Annotated in this window: 18 protein-coding genes; all 18 read left to right on the top strand. The window is 45.8% G+C overall.

From position 1 onward, the window contains the following. Window positions 1-187: 187 nt before the first annotated feature. The 18 genes from AC6CIF_RS23655 (at window position 188) to AC6CIF_RS23570 (ending at window position 19,027) form a co-directional block, all read left to right on the top strand. On the top strand, window positions 188-604 hold the full coding sequence (locus AC6CIF_RS23655) for a Na-translocating system protein MpsC family protein (RefSeq protein WP_036607758.1): 417 nt from the start codon (window positions 188-190) through the stop codon (window positions 602-604). A 598-nt stretch (window positions 605-1,202) separates the two neighbouring features. Continuing rightward, a complete protein-coding gene (locus tag AC6CIF_RS23650; protein WP_498201738.1) occupies window positions 1,203-1,769 on the top strand; it encodes a sigma-70 family RNA polymerase sigma factor in 567 nt (188 codons plus the stop codon). A gap of 135 nt (window positions 1,770-1,904) precedes the next feature. Continuing rightward, window positions 1,905-2,291: a hypothetical protein gene (locus tag AC6CIF_RS23645; RefSeq protein WP_498201737.1), complete on the top strand. Its 387-nt coding sequence runs from the start codon at window positions 1,905-1,907 to the stop codon at window positions 2,289-2,291. A gap of 78 nt (window positions 2,292-2,369) precedes the next feature. Continuing rightward, window positions 2,370-2,744, top strand: a complete 375-nt coding sequence (locus AC6CIF_RS23640) for a hypothetical protein (RefSeq protein ID WP_498201736.1) — start codon at window positions 2,370-2,372, stop codon at window positions 2,742-2,744. Then, entirely contained in the window at window positions 2,741-2,956 is a 216-nt protein-coding gene (locus AC6CIF_RS23635; RefSeq protein ID WP_215075971.1) for a hypothetical protein, read from the top strand. Before AC6CIF_RS23640 ends, AC6CIF_RS23635 begins: the two co-directional genes overlap by 4 nt. Window positions 2,957-3,017: 61 nt before the next feature. Further along, a complete protein-coding gene (locus AC6CIF_RS23630; protein WP_498201735.1) occupies window positions 3,018-3,725 on the top strand; it encodes a lytic transglycosylase domain-containing protein in 708 nt (235 codons plus the stop codon). Between the two features lie 66 nt (window positions 3,726-3,791). Further along, window positions 3,792-4,595, top strand: a complete 804-nt coding sequence (locus AC6CIF_RS23625; protein WP_253501438.1) for a sigma-70 family RNA polymerase sigma factor — start codon at window positions 3,792-3,794, stop codon at window positions 4,593-4,595. Between the two features lie 163 nt (window positions 4,596-4,758). Next, window positions 4,759-5,952 (top strand): D-alanyl-D-alanine carboxypeptidase family protein, encoded by a 1,194-nt coding sequence (locus AC6CIF_RS23620; protein ID WP_498201734.1) that lies wholly within the window; start codon window positions 4,759-4,761, stop codon window positions 5,950-5,952. 31 nt (window positions 5,953-5,983) lie between these two features. Continuing rightward, on the top strand, window positions 5,984-6,610 hold the full coding sequence (locus AC6CIF_RS23615; RefSeq protein ID WP_498201733.1) for a nucleoside recognition domain-containing protein: 627 nt from the start codon (window positions 5,984-5,986) through the stop codon (window positions 6,608-6,610). Window positions 6,611-6,616: 6 nt separating this feature from the next. After that, a complete protein-coding gene (locus tag AC6CIF_RS23610) occupies window positions 6,617-7,150 on the top strand; it encodes a spore maturation protein (RefSeq protein ID WP_017687658.1) in 534 nt (177 codons plus the stop codon). A gap of 63 nt (window positions 7,151-7,213) precedes the next feature. Further along, on the top strand, window positions 7,214-8,032 hold the full coding sequence (locus AC6CIF_RS23605; RefSeq protein ID WP_498201732.1) for a S1 family peptidase: 819 nt from the start codon (window positions 7,214-7,216) through the stop codon (window positions 8,030-8,032). Window positions 8,033-8,229: 197 nt separating this feature from the next. Then, window positions 8,230-8,979: a pseudouridine synthase gene (locus AC6CIF_RS23600; RefSeq protein WP_498201731.1), complete on the top strand. Its 750-nt coding sequence runs from the start codon at window positions 8,230-8,232 to the stop codon at window positions 8,977-8,979. A 134-nt stretch (window positions 8,980-9,113) separates the two neighbouring features. Continuing rightward, the gene (locus tag AC6CIF_RS23595) at window positions 9,114-9,641 is read left to right on the top strand and encodes a redoxin family protein (RefSeq protein WP_017687661.1); all 528 of its coding nucleotides are present in this window, start codon (window positions 9,114-9,116) and stop codon (window positions 9,639-9,641) included. A 14-nt stretch (window positions 9,642-9,655) separates the two neighbouring features. Next, window positions 9,656-11,329 carry a cytochrome c biogenesis protein ResB gene (resB, locus tag AC6CIF_RS23590; protein WP_413408019.1) on the top strand — a complete coding sequence of 558 codons (1,674 nt, stop codon included), beginning with the start codon at window positions 9,656-9,658 and terminating at the stop codon, window positions 11,327-11,329. Further along, window positions 11,326-12,588: a cytochrome c biogenesis protein CcsA gene (gene ccsA / locus AC6CIF_RS23585; protein WP_017687663.1), complete on the top strand. Its 1,263-nt coding sequence runs from the start codon at window positions 11,326-11,328 to the stop codon at window positions 12,586-12,588. The genes resB and ccsA overlap by 4 nt, the downstream gene beginning before the upstream one ends. Before the next feature lie 139 nt (window positions 12,589-12,727). Continuing rightward, the gene (locus AC6CIF_RS23580; protein ID WP_017687664.1) at window positions 12,728-13,444 is read left to right on the top strand and encodes a response regulator transcription factor; all 717 of its coding nucleotides are present in this window, start codon (window positions 12,728-12,730) and stop codon (window positions 13,442-13,444) included. Window positions 13,445-13,499: 55 nt separating this feature from the next. Next, window positions 13,500-14,897 carry an ATP-binding protein gene (locus AC6CIF_RS23575; protein WP_498201740.1) on the top strand — a complete coding sequence of 466 codons (1,398 nt, stop codon included), beginning with the start codon at window positions 13,500-13,502 and terminating at the stop codon, window positions 14,895-14,897. A gap of 197 nt (window positions 14,898-15,094) precedes the next feature. Beyond that, window positions 15,095-19,027: a BclA C-terminal domain-containing protein gene (locus AC6CIF_RS23570; protein WP_498201730.1), complete on the top strand. Its 3,933-nt coding sequence runs from the start codon at window positions 15,095-15,097 to the stop codon at window positions 19,025-19,027. Window positions 19,028-19,127 lie beyond the last annotated feature (100 nt).

The raw sequence follows: 19,127 nt of genomic DNA, 5'->3' as shown, positions 1-19,127 counted from the left end.
ATTTGAATAATTATAAAATATAGTTAATAAAGTGATATACCCCAAGCCTAGTTCTGGGGTCTATTCCTTTTTCATGAAAAGTTGATAGTGACTTGATTTAATGCATCCATTGAAACTTGTCTTGTACAAGCAGTTTTGATTAAACTAGGTTGAATTCATATGTTCAGGGGCAGTAGAAGGGGTCAGGATGATTGGCAAGGAGGGATGGGACATTGAGATAAAAGACTTGGAAAGAGAGCTCGCAAAGTTGGCATCCAGAATAAGAAAAGATTTTACTGAACGCGGGCCGGTAGATACCAGAGTCTCTATCATGAATCATTTTATCATCTTAAAGTTTACAGCAAAATTCACCAAGCCTGAAGCATTCATGCTGGAACATATGCAATCACACTCAAGTCAAATTTTCGCCGAATACAAGATGAAGCTAGCACATATGATGAGAGAAGATTTCAACCCCGTTTTCTCCTATATCAACATGGGTCTGAAGATCGAAGACATCGAAACAACATTTTTTGGTCATGATTTTGCAGAGCAGATTACAGTCTTCAAGATGAACAAGGATGTTGAAGTGCTGCTGAAAAATGATGAGATTAACATGCCTTAAGACCTATGAACTGACGTTTGAATACTGGACAGGTTCTTAGGAACTAATTTTTGTTGTTGACAATATCCTACATATTTCCTTATACTACCCTTATGGCGATTGAATAGATTAATAATCTTGACGAAGCCTATAACCTTGTTAAAGAACTTGAAGGCCATATCTTCGGTAATTGGGACGAAATAGATGTCAGACCAAGACCGACACATTCCACCATTTTGGTATTTTCCAGTGGTGCGCTCTGTGTTGGTCTTTTTGTTTGTAAAAAATGCTGCTTTACCTTTCACTGTATACTTCGTATATAGTCAGTAAAAGGCATATAAGCGAACGAAATAAATAAATGTTGCGAACATTAGTTCGTATTTGTTATTCTGAATGTAATAGGATGGGAATGGGGAGGCGGATCAAAGGGAGATTGCTTGATCGTTTGTATGTAATTAGGCTTATTAGCTTCAATTGAGTGTAACAAGACTACATAAGGTATATGAGATTTCGGGAGCAATAGCGGGAATATAGAGTAAGATCATGCTGGATAGCGACTAGATTGTGAAGAAAGAATACGAACTACTAATAATTAAATAGTTAATGGGGGAAATGTATAATGTCTGTTACAACTGCTATGGGTTTTGATGATTTATTTGAGATTGGGGATATAGACATGTTCCTGAATAAAGCTCAGGAGAAGTGTCGTCACAAGCTTAGAGGGAAAACATTTGCCGGGATGGAGAAAGAAGATGTGACCCAGGAGATTATGATCAAATTAGTTAACTCCCTGGACAAGTATGATGCAGAAAAAGCCAAAATGTCGACGTTTGTTGATCATCTTATTGAAAATAAGATCAAGGATATGTACCGCAAGTGCATGTCTGAGAAAAATCTCAGTGTAGTTAACGCTGTACAGATCATGTGCACGGATCAGGGTGGTGGCGATGAATCGGAAGGCTCAGATATCGCATTAGCGCTTGGTCATGCTGGGTTTGCTTATGAGAATTTCGAGTTTGTAACAGATATCATGGAGAATATGAAACTGAACGAACGTGAGAAACAAATCTTTAAACTTCGGACTTCAGGGTATGAATTTGTAGAGATTGCAGGAATGCTAGGTGTATCCAAGGCACGTATATCCCAGTTATGGAAAGCGATTCGTGAGAAATACGAAGCATTGTAGTCATAAGTGGCAATTAATAGCCTAAGTTTGTTGAAGATAGATTCAGTAACCTACATAGAATAGAGAGAGCACCCTTAACTGGGTGCTTTTTTATGTCGTATAGAGTGATTAGTACAGAAAGAAAGGCGGGACAAAATGCTTAGTGTGGTGGTTTTAGGATTTTCTGTGGAACGTCTAGAGGGGTATTCGGATATCGCTTGGGCAAGTCATGATTCTTCGACAGCTTCTGATTTAAGCAACAGGGAGTATGCCTTGATCATTGAGAAAGTAGTGGTACAGGCTGATGCTGTCTTGGTTAATCTGGAAATGGATCATTTGACCTCTACTGATATTGTGATCATGCATCATGCTTATATACATAAAAAACCGATCTTGGGCGTAGGCTTCACGCAGTTGGAGCCTGTGATTGAAGATTTTGTCTGCAAACGAGTGGCTGATCTGGACATGGCTGTACACCATATGCGGACGAACTATATGGTCCTAAGCAGCGGAACCAGTACTTCATCTACGACTCCAATTTAACTGCCGCTCCGATAACACGTATAGAGAATGTAAGGGCAAGAATATTCGCTAGACTTTAACTAATGGAGGAATAATTCAATGACACATATGATCAAAGCAAAAGAAGATAAATTAACGGAAGAAATCGTAGCCAGTATGATTGGAAAGTATATCCACGCGCCGACCAATATGCATGAAATCCAGACGCCAACTGGCGCAACAACAAAAGCCAACGTATGGTTTGCTGGTCGTGTAGCTGGTTACGAAAAAGCCGTTATTGGATTCAATTACGAAGAGGGTACCTTCCATGAAGAACTACAAACATTTTATAACGTTCATTTAACGGATGGTATGGGGTACATTCTGACAAGTGCTTACGAATTGGAGATTCATGAACTGACCGAAGAGGAGTTTAATCAACTCATTGAAGAGAAAAAGGAAGAGGAACAAGACTTATCGGGTGAAGAGCAATGAAAGTGTTAAACTACGCTTCGGATTTAGCTGTAAAAACGTTTGTGTCCGCTAGCGCTGCAGGTGTGGAAGAATTAATCAACGCATGGATGTTATCCAAACCACACACGTTCGTTACCGGGCTGGAGTTTACCTCCACCGTTGATCCATCCAGCAGCACGTTGGAATTTGCAGCAATCATTGTATATCAGCCAAGTGAACAAGACCAATCCTAACGTATGTATGAGATTATTCCTTCTATAATAGAAGCTTTCAGTAAGGAGGTGGGCGAATCTGTTGCTCACTTTAGAAAGAGTAATAGGTATTGTTGTTGCGGTGGTGGTATTAGCTTCACAATACGGAAGTCTAACGGCATCAGGAAATTACAAACGCGTCAACGAAAAAATAGTTGACTCCAAGAGAGTAAAACATGCAACGGAAGCAGAGCAGGTAAAGCCAGTAAAACCAATTAAGCTAGAAAAACAAGAGAAGCAAGAAAAGCAGGGAAAACAAGTTAAAGATGCATCGGTTGCTCCTGCGCACATACAATTGACGGATATGATTGAGCAGTATATAGAACTCCACCATGAGAAAACAGTGAGCCGGGCAAAGCTGCTGAAGTATGTGAGGTGGGTAGTTCAATATTCGAAGGATACGGATATCGATTCCGTCTGGATTCTGGCTATGATGTGGCAAGAGAGCCGGATGTTAGAGGAAAGTGTATCATCTCATGGAGCGATTGGTTTACTTCAGATTCTTCCGAGCACAGCGAAATCGTTTGGAGTAAGCAAACAGGAGCTACATCAGCCTGAAACGAATATCAGGACAAGCATTATATATTTGGAATATCTTATGGATAAGTACGACGGAAATATTCGTACGGCAATTATTGCGTACAATCAGGGGGAGGGCAATGTAGATAAGGGAAAGGCTCGCCCCTGGTACTACAATCAAGTGAAGGAGCATCATAACAAGATGCTTGGAATAATCAAAAAAGTTCAATGAAATTTAGTTAACAATAGAGTTTTAATACTGAAATATCGTTTATTAATTTTACATAGGGAGATCCAAATGGGAAAATTTCCAGAACATATTAGCACGAATTTGCAGGCAGACAAGAAGTATTACACAATGGATGACGTAGAAAATATTGAACGTTGTAAGCTCGATGAGCATTTCCTCGGGGATTGTATTCTGGTCAATGAGAACCTGATATGGCATTCCGTTCATAAGTATATTGGAAAACCTGAAATGATTATTAAGAATCATTGTGTGGAGAAGGATGATATTCTTCAACTGGGCCGTCTGGGATTCATCAAAGCGGTTAAAGCATTTGATACGGGGCGTGGCGTAAAATTCAGTTCGTTCAGTGTTACTGCGATTGTCAGAGAAATCAGATGTTTTCTAAGAGATAGTGCAAGCATTATTCGTCCAACTCGCACAGCTACGGAATTAATTAACCGAATCAATCGACTTGAGCACGATATGGGCTACCTGCCACCAGCACATGAAATCGCATTGTTGCTTGATGAGGAAGAAGAGAAGATCAATAAAGCACTTCAAGTGGGTAAAGGTGTGAAATACCTGGATGAGCCTGTAGGTGCTGATGATCAACAAACTCAATCCGTGACGTTGATGGATACCATCTATAGCGGGGAGAATATTGAAGAAGATATTTTGGACAAGTTATACGTTGATGCGGTTATTGATTCGGTCAAGCGCAAGCTTAGTGAGAAAGAAGTGACTGTACTGAAGCATCGTGTAGAAGGATTTAATCAAACCCAGACCGCAGATATGGAAGACATTAGCCAGATGAGAGTCTCTAGAATTATGCGGAAAGTAGCTAAAATGCTGGATAAAAAGGATCAGGCATGATTGTCGTCTCAGTCTTTCATATCCTATATAACTTCTCATACATAACGTCCCTCCCCCATCCAAGCGGTGAGGGATTTTTGCTGTTTTTGCCCGATGGGACATACTCCAAGTTGTCCGGACATAAGATAGTACAAGATTCCAAGTGACCCGGAGGAATGAATTGATGCGAAAAATAACGAAAGTCATTGCATGCATGCTTATCCCTGTCTTCTTGCTGTCTTCATTAGGGGCTACTCAAGCCCAGGCAACGATTCAAGGTCCGTCTACACATGCGCAAAGCGCTGCTCTCATTGATGTCACATCAGGCCGGATCTTATACAGCAAGGATGGGGATAAAGAACTGCGAATTGCCAGCTTGACCAAAATCATGACAGCGATCGTAGCGATCGAACACAGCAAGCTGGATGAGAAAGTGAAAGTGTCTCCCTCAGCTTTTGCCAAAGAAGGATCTTCTCTCTATCTCAAGTTAGGTGAAGAGATGACGCTTGAAAACATGTTGTACGGCCTAATGCTCCGTTCAGGCAATGACGCGGCCTCTGCGATCGCAGAACATGTCGGTGGATCGGAAGATGGCTTTGTCCTGTTAATGAACAAAAAGGCGGAGCAAATCGGTTTGACGCATTCTCATTTTATGAACCCTCATGGACTGGATGCAGAAGGTCACTATTCTACAGCCAATGACTTGGCCCGATTAACGGCATATGCATTGCACAATCCGGTGTTCAAACGAATCGTAGCCACGGAGGACAAATCCGCACCGAACCCCAATGAAAGCTGGGAATACTCCTGGCACAACAAAAATAAAATGTTGCGGATGTATGAAGGTGCGGATGGAGTGAAAACCGGCTACACAAAGAAAGCTTTCAGATGTTTGGTCAGCTCCGCTACACGTAACGGACAGCAGCTCGCCGCAGTAACGCTGAACGACGGAAACGATTGGAACGATCATGCTCGGATGCTAGATTTCGGGTTTGAGTACTTCCCGTTGGTAGAGGTCGCAAAGCAAGAGCAGCCTGTGCAAAATACAGATGTCGTTACGGGCCGGGGATTCTGGTATCCTCTGGCCGAGAGTGAGAAAAATTCATTGATCAAAAAGTTGATTCTGCACGAAAATCGCGCCCAGTCGGAAACGAAAGTCGAAGGCAAGGAACAATCGACAGATCCTTCGTTCGGATTGGCAGGTCGCATTGATATGCAGCTTGACGGCAAACTTGTTGGCTCAATTCCGGTGTATCGCAAAGGCAGTTATATTCCTCCTGAACCGAAGACAGAAGATGCAACGCTGGGGGGAATCGGTGATGTCTCTTCCTGGGCAGCTGCATGGCGTGTCGTGTTAAGCCACCTGTTGTCTCCTTAGCTAAATCGCCATTGAAGGGAGGATATAATCCTTGATTAATCTAATTTGGCTGCTCATGATTTTAATCGGATTTGCTTTTGCAGCCGTTAACGGCAATATCGAAGTGGTCACCCAAGCCGCTTTTGATGGGGCGGCAACGGGAGTCACGGTCTGTTTTGGACTGATTAGTGTGCTTGTGTTCTGGATGGGCATGATGAAAATGGCTGAAGATGCGGGTCTCCTGGCTCGGATTGCCAAGCTGCTCGGTCCGGTTGTGGGTTTCCTGTTCCCCGATGTGCCCAAAAATCATCCGGCGATGGGTTATATTCTCTCCAATATGAGTGCCAATTTGCTGGGACTAGGAAATGCGGCTACACCGATGGGAATCAAAGCTATGCAACAGCTGCAGGAGCTTAATCCGGACAAACAAACAGCTTCTCCTGCGATGTGCACCTTACTGGCTCTGAATACGGCTAGTATTACCATTATTCCGACAACGCTGATCGCCATCCGCTTAAACTATCATTCTGCCAATGCTACAGAGATTGTGGGAACAACATTGATGGCTACCATTATCGCTACACTTGCTGCTATAATCGCCGATCGCTGGTATCGGAACAGGGCTTTACACAAACCGCCGCGCATACAGAAAAGTAGCAATCCCGGCATGAAAGGATGAGCACCTTTGTTAACCTTCATCAACTGGATTTCCGTCTGGGCCATCCCGGTTATTATCGCGTTTGTTCCATTATATGCGTTTACCAAAAAGGTCCCGGTTTACGAATCCTTTGTTGATGGGGCCAAGGATGGTTTCTCCACTGCAATCAGTATTATTCCGCATCTCGTGGGCATGATGGTCGCAATCAGCGTATTTCGTGCCTCAGGTGCACTGGATTTTGTGATTAGTCTGTTCGCTCCGCTGGTGTCCTGGATGGGTGTTCCGGGCGAAGTATTGCCACTCGGAATACTGCGTCCTTTAACGGGGACAGGCTCTCTGGCGTTTACAACAGATCTAATCAAAACCCATGGCCCTGACTCCATGATTGGACGTATGGCATCTACGATTCAGGGGAGTACAGACACCACGTTATATGTGCTGACTGTTTATTTTGGGGCTGTAGGCATACGGAACGGTCGATATGCACTCAAAGTAGGGTTGTTTTCCGATGTTGTTGGTTTTATTGCCGCCCTAGCCATTTGTTTGCTCGTTTTTGGTTAAAAGATATCTCCTTTCCTTCCGATATATTAGATATGCTAGAATAATAGCGGAGGAGAGTGAGACATGCAGAAGAGTTGGAAACGAATGCTCCGTGTCGGAATGTCAGGCGTGCTTGCTATTGCAATACTCGCAGGGTCAACGGGGCTGGCGGCAGCTCAAGCCGTTCAGACGATACATTTTACAGGTTACTTCGATAAACAGCTGCGTGCACAAATGGCAGTCACAGCGGATTCTTTTCCAGTCGTGAATGTACGTTTGGTCAAGCAGGATGAACCCGATATGGTATATTATGATGTTGGTACCTCAATATTGATCTCAAAGGATGAAGTGCTCACGAATTATCATGTCGTTCAGAGTTTTGCTGAACTGTCTGATGGTGATGAAGGTACACTGACTGTTGCAAGTCCGGGTTCCTTGGGTAAGCCTGTAAAGGCGAAGATTATTAAGACAGATCCGGTCACAGACATGGCACTGCTGAAGCTGGACAAGGAAATAGACGCCCAACCGGTCACATTTGCAAACGCAAGGGATAACCAGGTTGTCTATACGATTGGATTCCCCAAAAATCCTGCTGGTGATCTTGTCATCCTGGATGAAGATTTTCCTTCTACCTTCAATACGATAGCCAAAAGCAGAGTGTTTAGTTCCCAAGCTTCGGACGTTCCAGGTAAAAAGGGAATCGGCAGTATTGTGAAATCCATGGCCCAAGGTAATTCAGGTGGCCCTGTTCTGGATCAGAACAACCGGGTCATTGGTATGATGACATTTGTGTACGGTGGACGTACCTATTATATTACTTCCAAGACATTGCAGACTTTCATTAAAGAGAGTACTAAACCTGCCAAAAAACAGGTTGCAGTTGCAGGAAAAGTTTCCAATTAAATGATTTGAGGAAAAGGCTTATCTTTACACCATCTGTGTTCAACAGGTCGTGTAAAGGTAGGCTTTTTTTTGCGTCAATCTCAAAGGGGAAGGTCGCCTAAAATGCATATTCGTGTCGCCAGTTTGCAAAATCCTTGGATTATCCTTGTGATTTCCCTGCGTGATGGGTATCATTAGTGTGAGGTGACATGACAAACATGGAAAGATTACAAAAAATTATCGCACAGGCAGGCATTGCATCCCGCCGCAAGAGCGAGGAACTAATCCTGTCCGGCAAAGTAGAAGTTAACGGGGAGGTCGTAACCGAACTGGGTACAAAAGCGAACCCCGAAGAGGATATGATTACGGTTAATGGAAAACCAATCCGCAGTGAGAAAAAAGTGTACTTGATGTTGAACAAGCCAAAAGGTGTAATCACAAGTGCATCTGACCCGGAAGGTCGGAAAATTTTATCCGACTACCTGAAAGGTGTCAAGGAACGCGTATATCCTGTGGGTCGTCTGGATTATGACACAGAGGGCTTATTGATCCTTACCAATGATGGAGAGTTTGCGCATTTGCTGACGCATCCGAAGCATCACGTACCCAAAACATATCATGCAACGGTTAAGGGTGTGCCGCATGGTACGGCTCTGGAGAAATTAAAGACAGGCATTATGCTGGATGACGGCATGACTGCTCCTGCAGAGGTAGAGTACAAAGATGTGGATACAGCGGCCAATGAGTCGGTCATTTCCATTACGATCTATGAAGGACGTAACCGTCAGGTTAGACGTATGTTCGAGGCAATCAACCATCCGGTAACCCGTCTGAAACGGATTTCGTTTGGTGGTATTTTGCTACAAAACCTGAAACGTGGTCTGACTCGTCATCTGACCAAAGAAGAAGTCAACAACCTGATTACCCTCGCACAATCAGAACCAGCCAAAAAAATGAAAAAAAGGTAATGTGAGGACACATAATTTTCATAAAACCGCCGCAGTTTTGTGACGAAATTCGCTATAATTGTTCATAGGATGTTCACAGTTGTCTTAGACCAATAAGATGCGAATGCTACAGTCACTTAAAAGGGGAGCAGCACATGGGGAAATCAAGAAGAACGGTGCAAATCGTCATTTTGTTATTGATCCTGGTGTTGGGCGGATATGCGATTACCACATCGGTATCCGGCTCGAATGGCAAGCCAAAGGAAGGGGACAAGTCTCCTTCTTTTGAACTGCTGGGCCTGGATGGTCAAGTTCATACGTCTGATGAGTACAAAGGAAAAGCGATGGTGATCAATTTCTGGGGCACATGGTGTGAACCTTGTGTTAAAGAAATGCCTGCACTTCAGGCACAAGCTGACAAATGGAAGGACCAGGGAGTACAATTTGTCGGAATTAATGTTGGAGAAGACCAGATGACCGTGGATAATTTTGTGCGGCAGGTTGGGGTTACGTTTCCAATCATGTTAGACCGTGAGAAAAACTCGGTTCGTGATTTCGGGATCTCTCCGATGCCAACGACATTTTTTGTATCCGACACGGGCAAAATCTCTACCATTCATATCGGGCAACTTGATTTGGACACACTTGACGCTCAAATTTCGCAACTGGCGAAGCAGCCCTGACAGGAGGTCTATTCGTGTTCCAAAATACCAAATGTGAGTGTGGACACCAGAATCCGGTAGGCACTGTACTATGTGAAGCATGTGGGAAACCGCTGCTGGAGTCTGAAGCTAAATCGGATGAAGTGCTGGAAATGCGTTATGATGGCATGGCGCGCCGTTCACAGCGTAGTAACCCCAACATCATTGACCGCATATGGAACTTTTTTTCTTCCGTTAAAATTGCCGTCTATATGATTGTTTTTACGCTTGTAGGTTCTATGCTTGGTACAATCTATCCGCAAGAAAGTACATTCTTGAATATTGATCCTTCCGTGTATTACAAAGAAACATACGGTCAATTGGGTCATATCTATTATCTGTTGGGTTTATCCCATACATACGAATCCTGGTGGTTTATTCTACTGCTGGTGCTTATTGGGGCATCATTGGTGATATGCAGTCTGGATCGCGTCCTGCCGCTCTACAAAGCATTGAATAAGCAGAGAATACGTAAGCATACGCAATTTTTGACAAGACAGCGTCTGGTGTACCAAGGTACCATCGAAGAGGCACCAGAAGACTGGATTAAGAAAGCGGTTACGCCGCTGAAAAAGAAAGGATACCGCGTGCACACCCAGGGTGATGCATTACTCGCAGAGAAACAGCGATTCAGTCGATGGGGCCCATATGTCATCCATATTGGACTCATTATATTTCTGCTGGCGGTGCTCGCACGAGGGCTTCCAGGTCTGAATCTGGACGAGCATGTCGCTTTTCCTGAAGGTGAGATCAAAAAGATCCCGAATACGTCGATGTATCTGCAAAATGAACAGTTTAATGTTGAATTCTACAGTGAGGAAGAAGTACCTGAGCAATTCCGTAACCTCAATAAAACCGTTCCGAAACTGTTCGAAACAAAAGTTGTTTTGTATGAATGTACAGCAGATTGTTCGGATCTCTCGAAGAAACCTCAGTTAGCTGAGGTGGCCAGACATGATGTACGTGTGAATCATCCATTGAATTATAACGGTCTGAAAGCATATCAGTTTGATTATGATCTAACACCCACTATTCGGTCCGTAACGCCTGATCTGGTCAATACAAAGACGGGTGAAGTATATGGGCCAATTAAGATCGATATGGTAGATACCCAAAGAACATTTGAAGCTGGTCCTTATAAGCTCACGGTAAAAGAAAAGTTTATGGACTTTGGATTGGATGAGAATGGTCAGCCCAAATCAAAATCGCCTTCACCTAATGCACCTGCTTTTCTCTTTCTCATCAAGGGACCGGATCTGCCCGAAGAGGGGATACAATATCTGTACTTTGCAAAGCAGATTGATAAACAACGGTTTCAACAGGATGCGATTAACCAACAGCTGATTGGAGCTGATATTCCTTTACAGCTGGAAGTAGACAGCATGGACAAGGTCGATATTATTCAGTCCGTAAGTTATCTCAATATAAGAGTGGATAAGGCAATGCCTTTTGTGTGGGTAGGAGCCGGTATTGTTATGTTGGGTCTGGTCATGGGTTTTTATTGGCATCATCGCCGCATCTGGATTCGTTTTGATGATAAACAGCTCACCTTGGGTGGACATACCAACAAAAACTGGTTTGGCTTCAGGCGTGAAGTTGCGGCCGTTTTGAAACAGATGAATCTGGAAGTTGAAGAGAAGTCGTTGGATAACGGGGGGAACCAGGCATGAGATTATTGGATTTCAGCAGCGACGCATTTATCGTATCTTTCTTTCTCTATTGTGCTGCATTCTTGTTATATGCTGTCGCGGTCATGGGCAAAAAATGGAGTAATCGTGATCCTCTGGACCATATGAATCGCTGGGGTAAAAGAGCTTTTATCGCTTCGACTGTCGCCTTGGCGGCACATATCGTATTTTTTGTAACCCGATGGGCTGGGGCAGGTCATATCCCGGTTAGTAACATGTATGAGTTCATGTCTTTTCTGTCCATGATGATCATGGTTGCATTTATTGTTGTATATGCCATATACCGAAAGTCATTACTGGGTTTGTTTGCCTTACCACTTACCATTATTATTATGGCGTACGCCGCTGTATTTCCTCAGGAGGTACAACCATTAATCCCGGCGCTTCAGTCCATTTGGCTGAAAATTCACGTGACGTTGGCTGCGCTTGGTGAAGCATTCTTCGCCGTGGGTTTTGCCGCAGGGTTCATGTATTTGCTCCGTACTGTTGATTTCAGTGGTAAAGACAAGTCTTCAAGACGTCAACGAGGATGGGTTGAATTCACCCTGGTTACGATCGTTGTAGTCATCGGATTTATCGGAACGGTATTTGCCTTTCGTACAGCTGGTTACGAGGCGGTTTTTGTACAGAAAACGGTCAGCATTGACACAGAGGTACAGGAAAATAGTACAATAGAGAAAGTGATTTATCGCATGCCTCCGATTTTTGCACCATATAATAGCGAAGTGGAGAGCATGACACCGTTTCTTGGCATGAAAAAACCTTTACTTGAGACGCCTTCCTGGATGAACGGGGTAAATGCCGGGCGCAAGCTGAATACGGTGGTTTGGTCACTTATTGTAGGTCTGATCCTGTATGGAATTGTACGACTTCTTGTGCGCAGACCACTTGGACAAGCGTTACAGCCAATGATGGATGGAATCGATGCCGATGATCTGGATGAGATAAGTTATCGCGCGATTGCCATTGGTTTTCCGATATTTACGCTGGGAGCATTAATATTTGCCATGATCTGGGCTCAGATTGCCTGGAGTCGCTTTTGGGGTTGGGACCCCAAAGAGGTGTGGGCATTGATTACATGGCTATATTATAGTGTGTATCTGCATTTGCGTTTATCCAGAGGTTGGCAAGGCCAGAAATCTGCATGGCTTGCAGTTCTTGGCTTCCTGGTGGTTATGTTTACGCTGGTTGGAGTGAATCTGATCATTGCCGGATTACATTCTTATGCTGGAGCGGACTAGGACAGACTTGTATTGCAAAGGTTGAGTTTAGAAGCGGTAAACACTAACGTACCTTTTTATTGAAGGGTATTCAAATATTGTTCGCCAGATCGAACATAATAGAAGTGATGAGGAGTTATTGCAAAGGGGCTGGAGAGGCATGGCTGAACATGAGAATCGAATACTGGTCGTGGATGACGAAGAGAGAATCCGCAGGCTTTTGAAAATGTATCTTGAAAAAGAAGGTTATGAGATCGATGAAGCTGAGGATGGGGAAACTGCGCTGCGTAAAGCAACAGCAGGGGACTACGGTCTGATTTTGCTTGATGTGATGTTGCCGGGTATGGATGGAGTTGAAGTGTGTACCCGTCTTCGTCAGGTGAAATCAACGCCGGTTTTGATGCTCACTGCAAAAGGTGAAGAGATTAACCGGGTTCAAGGCTTCGAAGTTGGCGCTGATGATTATGTTGTAAAACCATTCAGCCCGCGTGAAGTGATTTATCGCGTCAAAGCGATTTTGCGTCGATCTTCCGCGACAGCTTATCTCTCCAAGGAGAGCAATTCGAGTAACAACATCGTGTTCCCGCATCTGGTTATTGAGCATGATGCCCACCGGGTAACCGCTGGTGGCGAAGAGATTAGTCTTACACCAAAAGAATATGAATTGCTGCACTACCTGGCAACATCTCCCGACAAAGTTTTCTCCAGAGAAGAATTGCTCAAAGATGTATGGAATTACGAATTCTTTGGCGATCTTCGCACCGTGGATACGCATGTGAAGCGTCTTCGCGAGAAACTTAACAAGGTATCGCCTGAATCGGCGGCCATGATTACGACGGTGTGGGGTGTGGGTTATAAACTGGAAGTACCGAAGTAGTTTTAGTTTCTGGAGATCACTGGTCGGGAAGTTATGGATCACTATTATCTGCCTTGTGGGTTGTGTACTTATAGCGCTGGGTCTTTTTTTGCTGCCCTACATTGATACGAACTTTGCAGAATCCGAATCCAGAGATATTAAGCGGTTGTTCACCTATATCTGTATAATCGGATTCAGTTTAACCACGTTTTTTGCATTGTTTCTATTCACTAAAATAACGCAGCCCATGCAGCAATTGATTCAGGCAGCCAATGCGATTCGCAAAGGGAACTACGGAACACGTCTCTCCCTGGTAACGAGTGATGAGATTGGTGAACTTGCCAACACATTTAATCATATGGCTGCCCAACTGGAAGATAATATTCGAAACCTTAACCATGAGAAGGAACATTTGGCGAGTGTGCTTCGCAGCATGACCGATGCGGTGGTTACATTTGATGGTGAAGGCAAAGTCATTCTGACGAATCCACCAGGAGAGAAGATCATGCAGGCATGGTATGATCTCGATTGGGCAAAAATGGACGAAGGACAAGAATCCGAGCAGTCTGACAAGACTTCGCGTGATGTACCTGAGCCCCTTCTTCCTTTGTTCAGAATGGTGATGGAGCAAGGTGGGGACCAGAACTCCAATGTTCACGTACAGCAAGGTGTCTGGTCTGTTCAGATGGCACCGTTGTACGCTGACAGTGTTGTCAGAGGTGCTGTGGCTGTCTTAAGAGATGTAACAGAAGAAGTGCGGCTGGAGAAGATGCGGCGTGATTTCGTGGCTAACGTATCTCATGAGATACGTACCCCATTATCCATGATGCAAGGCTACAGCGAAGCGCTTTTGGACGGCATGGCAACCTCACCCGAAGAGAGCGAAGAACTGATCCAGGTCATTCATGATGAGTCCCTGCGGATGGGCAGACTGGTTAAAGACTTGCTTGACCTTGCACGGATGGAAGCTGGACACACGGACATGGTGATGAAGGAAGTTGACCTCGGAGAGCTACTTGAACGTGTATATCGGAAGTTCTCGGTGCGTTCAAAAGAACAGGGAATTCAACTGCAATTTAAGTTCGAACAATCAACCATTGAACTTCAACAAGCAGATGAGGATCGACTTGAGCAAGTATTTACGAATTTGCTGGATAATGCGTTCAGACATACACCCACTGGCAAAAATGTAATGATCTCAGCCGAGCGGGTCACTTATCTTCGTGCTCCATTTGTCAGAGTTTCTGTAAAGGATCAGGGTGTAGGCATCCCTTCATCCGACTTGCCATTTATTTTTGAACGATTCTACAAAGCAGACAAGGCTCGTGTTCGGGGAGAAAGTGCAGGTACGGGGCTTGGGTTAGCGATTGTGAAAAATATTGTTGATGCGCATCAAGGCATGATTACTGTCAATAGTGTGCTTGGCGAAGGAACAGAGTTTATTTTGCAATTTCCTTTGGATTCATCGAAATAGCCTGAATTTCATACAAAAAGTGCGGAAACACCCTCTTAAGGAGGGTGTTTTTTTGTTGAAGACTACCGTTTAATCTTGTTCAACGTGGAACATGAATGGTCTTTTTTTTTTGACTAAAAAGAGTGTCCAAGATAAATTTCCTTCTTATGTTACATAAGCTTGAAAAGCAAGCAAGATAGAGGAGGATTGAGTAAAGCATGTCCGATGATCGAAAAAGGGTCAATATTAAAGCATTCTTGGAAGGCAGATCTTTTAGAGCGGGCTCTCCGTTTATTCCAATAACCACAATAGAACTGGAGCAGTTTGAATCCATACTTCGTTCTTTGGCTGTGGCTATTCCTGCTGCAATCAGTCAGCCGACTTCAGCCAATATAATGTCTTTGCAGAACGCATTACGTCAGTTACTTACTTTTGTGAATCAATCCGGATTTCGTGCCGGGGTAAAGGCAGAATTACAAGCCGTATTGGAATTAACGATTGCAGGTTCAGAGATTGTCCCTGTTCCTCTAATTAATCTCGCAGGTAACTTGCAAAACTTACTGGATGACTTGTTAAGTGTGACGTTGCTTCTGGAAGCACCACCTGCAGAAAAAGATAAACTTGTGGGATTAATTCGATCAATCTCCATGTCGTTAGGCCGGGCGACCACAACCCTTGGAACTGGAGGGATTACCGGACCAGCTGGTCCACAGGGAAGGCCAGGAGTTCCGGGGGTACCCGGTGTCCCGGGAGTCCCTGGGGTGAAAGGGGCTACTGGAACAGCTGGAGGAATTGGACCAGTAGGACCGGTTGGCCCAGTTGGCCCAGTCGGTCCACAGGGAGCACAGGGTCCGGCAGGAGCACCTGGTGTTGGCTTGAACAATATTACTGCATATGATCCTGCACTGGGACCAACTTATGCTCAAGGTCAAGTAGTAAGCTACGAGGGCAGTCTTTATGTTGCCAATGTGAACGGTCCCTTGGGTACACCCGGAAGTTCTCCAGACTACACTCTTTTGCTGTCGGGTGGAACGACTGGAGCAACGGGAGGTGGTTTGACAGGAGCAGTAGCATTTAATCCAGCACTCGCCCCGGGTTATCCAGCAGGTCAAGTCATTACGTATAATGGTAGTACTTACATTGCAAGTGTAGCTGGTCCTCTAGGAACACCGGGATCTTCATCGGATTACACATTAATCGCAGCTGCGGGGGCAACTGGAGTAACTGGAGCCACAGGTGCAGGATTAAGTGGCATCGTGCCATTCGATCCCGCATTAGCCCCGACATATCCAGCTGTGCAGATCGTCACGTTTGGTGGCAGTACTTACATTACAAATGTCGCTTCGCCAACGGGTACGCCAGGAAGTTCTCCAGATTATACGTTGTTAGCAGGATCGGGAGTTACAGGTGCGACCGGAGCTACGGGCATCGGTCTCAATGGTGCAGTTTCGTTTGACCCTGCAGTAGCTCCAACGTACCCAGCAGGTCAGGTCGTTACCTTTAATGGCAGTACGTATATAACGACTGTGGCTTCTCCTACGGGTACGCCAGATACTTCGCCAGACTATACATTGCTTGCAGGTGCAGGACCTACAGGAGCCACAGGTGCGTCAGGTGAAACGGGAGCGACAGGCGTAGGTTTGAGTGGTATCGTACCATTCGATCCAGCCGTAGCCCCGACGTATCCAGCAGACCAGGTTGTAACGTTCAATGGCAGTACGTATATTGCGAATGTGGCATCGCCAACCGGAACGCCGGGCACATCGCCGGATTACAGATTGCTTGCTGGAGCAGGAGCAACGGGAGTTACGGGAGCAACTGGAGTTGGAGTAACGGGAAGTACCGGAATCACAGGAGCATCGGGCGTAACAGGAGCGACAGGCGTAGGTTTGAGTGGTATCGTACCATTCGATCCAGCCGTAGCCCCGACGTATCCAGCAGGCCAGGTTGTAACGTTCAATGGCAGTACGTATATTGCGAATGTAGCTTCGCCAACCCGAACGCCGGGCACATCGCCGGATTACACGTTGCTTGCTGGGGTGGGAGTAACGGGTGATACAGGAGCAACCGGCGTTGGAGTGACAGGAAGTACTGGTGGAACAGGAGCATCAGGGGTAACGGGAGCAACAGGCGTAGGTTTGAGTGGTATCGTACCATTCGATCCAGCCGTAGCCCCGACGTATTCATCGGGTCAGGTCGTCACTTTCAATGGCAGTACGTATATTGCGAATGTGGCATCGCCAACCGGAACGCCGGGCACATCGCCGGATTACACATTGCTTGCAGGAGCAGGAACGACAGGTGTGACCGGTGCAACTGGAGTTGGAGTGACAGGAAGTACTGGTGACACAGGAGCGACTGGTCTTGCAGGGTTGACTGGGGCGACGGGAATTACAGGAGCCACGGGTTTAAGCGTAACGGGATCAACAGGAGTAACTGGAGGGAACGGGGCAACGGGTGAAACAGGAGCGACAGGTGTAGGTTTGAGTGGCATTGTACCATTTGATCCAGCCGCAGCCCCAACGTATCCATCGGGTCAGGTCGTTACTTTCAATGGTAGTACGTATATTGCGAATGTGGCATCGCCAACCGGAACGCCGGGCACATCACCGGATTACACATTGCTTGCGGACGCAGGAGCTACGGGAGTTACGGGTGCAACTGGAGTTGGAGTAACGGGTAGTACTGGAGCGACAGGTGAAACAGGAGCAACAGGCGTAACGGGATTGACTGGCGCAACGGGAGTAGGCGTAACAGGTGAAACAGGAGCCACGGGAGTCGGCATAACGGGAATTACCGGAGCAACTGGTGTCACGGGGGAAACCGGGGCCACGGGAGTGGGCGTAACAGGAAGTACCGGGGCAACAGGTGCGACTGGGGAAACAGGAGCCACAGGTATAACTGGAGCCACAGGAGTCGGTGTAACGGGAATTACCGGGCCAACAGGTGCGACTGGGGAAACAGGAGTTACAGGTATAACTGGAGCAACAGGAGTCGGTGTAACGGGAATTACCGGGGCAACAGGTGCGACTGGTGAAACAGGAGCCACAGGTATAACTGGAGCCACAGGAGTCGGTGTAACGGGAATTACCGGGGCAACAGGTGCGACTGGGGAAACAGGAGCTACAGGTATAACCGGAGCCACGGGAGTCGGCGTAACGGGAAGTACCGGAGCAACCGGTGTTACGGGGGAAACAGGAGCGACAGGTATAACGGGAGCAACGGGAGTCGGTGTAACAGGAATTACCGGGGCAACAGGTGCGACTGGGGAAACAGGAGCCACAGGTATAACCGGAGCAACAGGAGTCGGCGTAACGGGAATTACCGGAGCAACCGGTGTTACGGGGGAAACCGGAGCCACAGGTATAACGGGAGCCACGGGAGTCGGTGTAACGGGAATTACCGGAGCAACTGGTATCACTGGGGAAACAGGAGCCACAGGTATAACGGGAGCCACGGGAGTCGGCGTAACAGGAATTACCGGGGCAACAGGTGCGACTGGGGAAACAGGAGCCACAGGTATAACCGGAGCAACAGGAGTCGGCGTAACAGGAATTACTGGAGCAACCGGTGCGACTGGGGAAACAGGAGCTACAGGTATAACGGGAGCCACTGGAGTTGGCATAACGGGGAGTACCGGAGTTACTGGTGTCACTGGGGAAACAGGAGTGACAGGTATAACAGGAGCCACGGGAGTGGGCGTAACCGGAAGTACAGGAGTTACCGGAGCAACAGGTGCAACTGGAACATCTGTAACATCTAACTCGGCTTTTGCTGAGAACACTAATGGTACGATTGTTGTAATATTGGGTGGTACACTCGTTCCATTACCGAATAACCAAAATATTGGCACAGGTATAACCGTCAATGGGGCTAATGACACCTTCACGCTGACCAATGCAGGTCGTTACTATATCTCATACAAAATAAGTCTGACAGCTGCACTTGCTATCCAATCTCGGGTTTTACTTAACGGTACAGCTATTCCAGCGAGTGTAGTATCTCCAGTACTTTCTCTCAGTCAGCTGCAGTCTGACTTTATGATTACCGTTACCGCTGGTTCAACAATACAGTTACAATTATTCGGGCTCGTTGGCACAGCTATTCTTTCTCCTCCGGGATCTACACTAAACATTATTCAGTTAAGTTAAATTTTGTTTGCAAGCTTCATCACCGATATTTCAGCGGGTACACAACAAAAAAAGACGGGAACCACGAGGGTCCCGTCTTTCCTTTTACATATAGAAATAT

It is taken from the genome of Paenibacillus sp. GQ49 (assembly GCF_059759055.1).
Note: the sequence above shows the minus strand (reverse complement) of the source record. Positions and strands in the feature narration are given on the sequence as shown.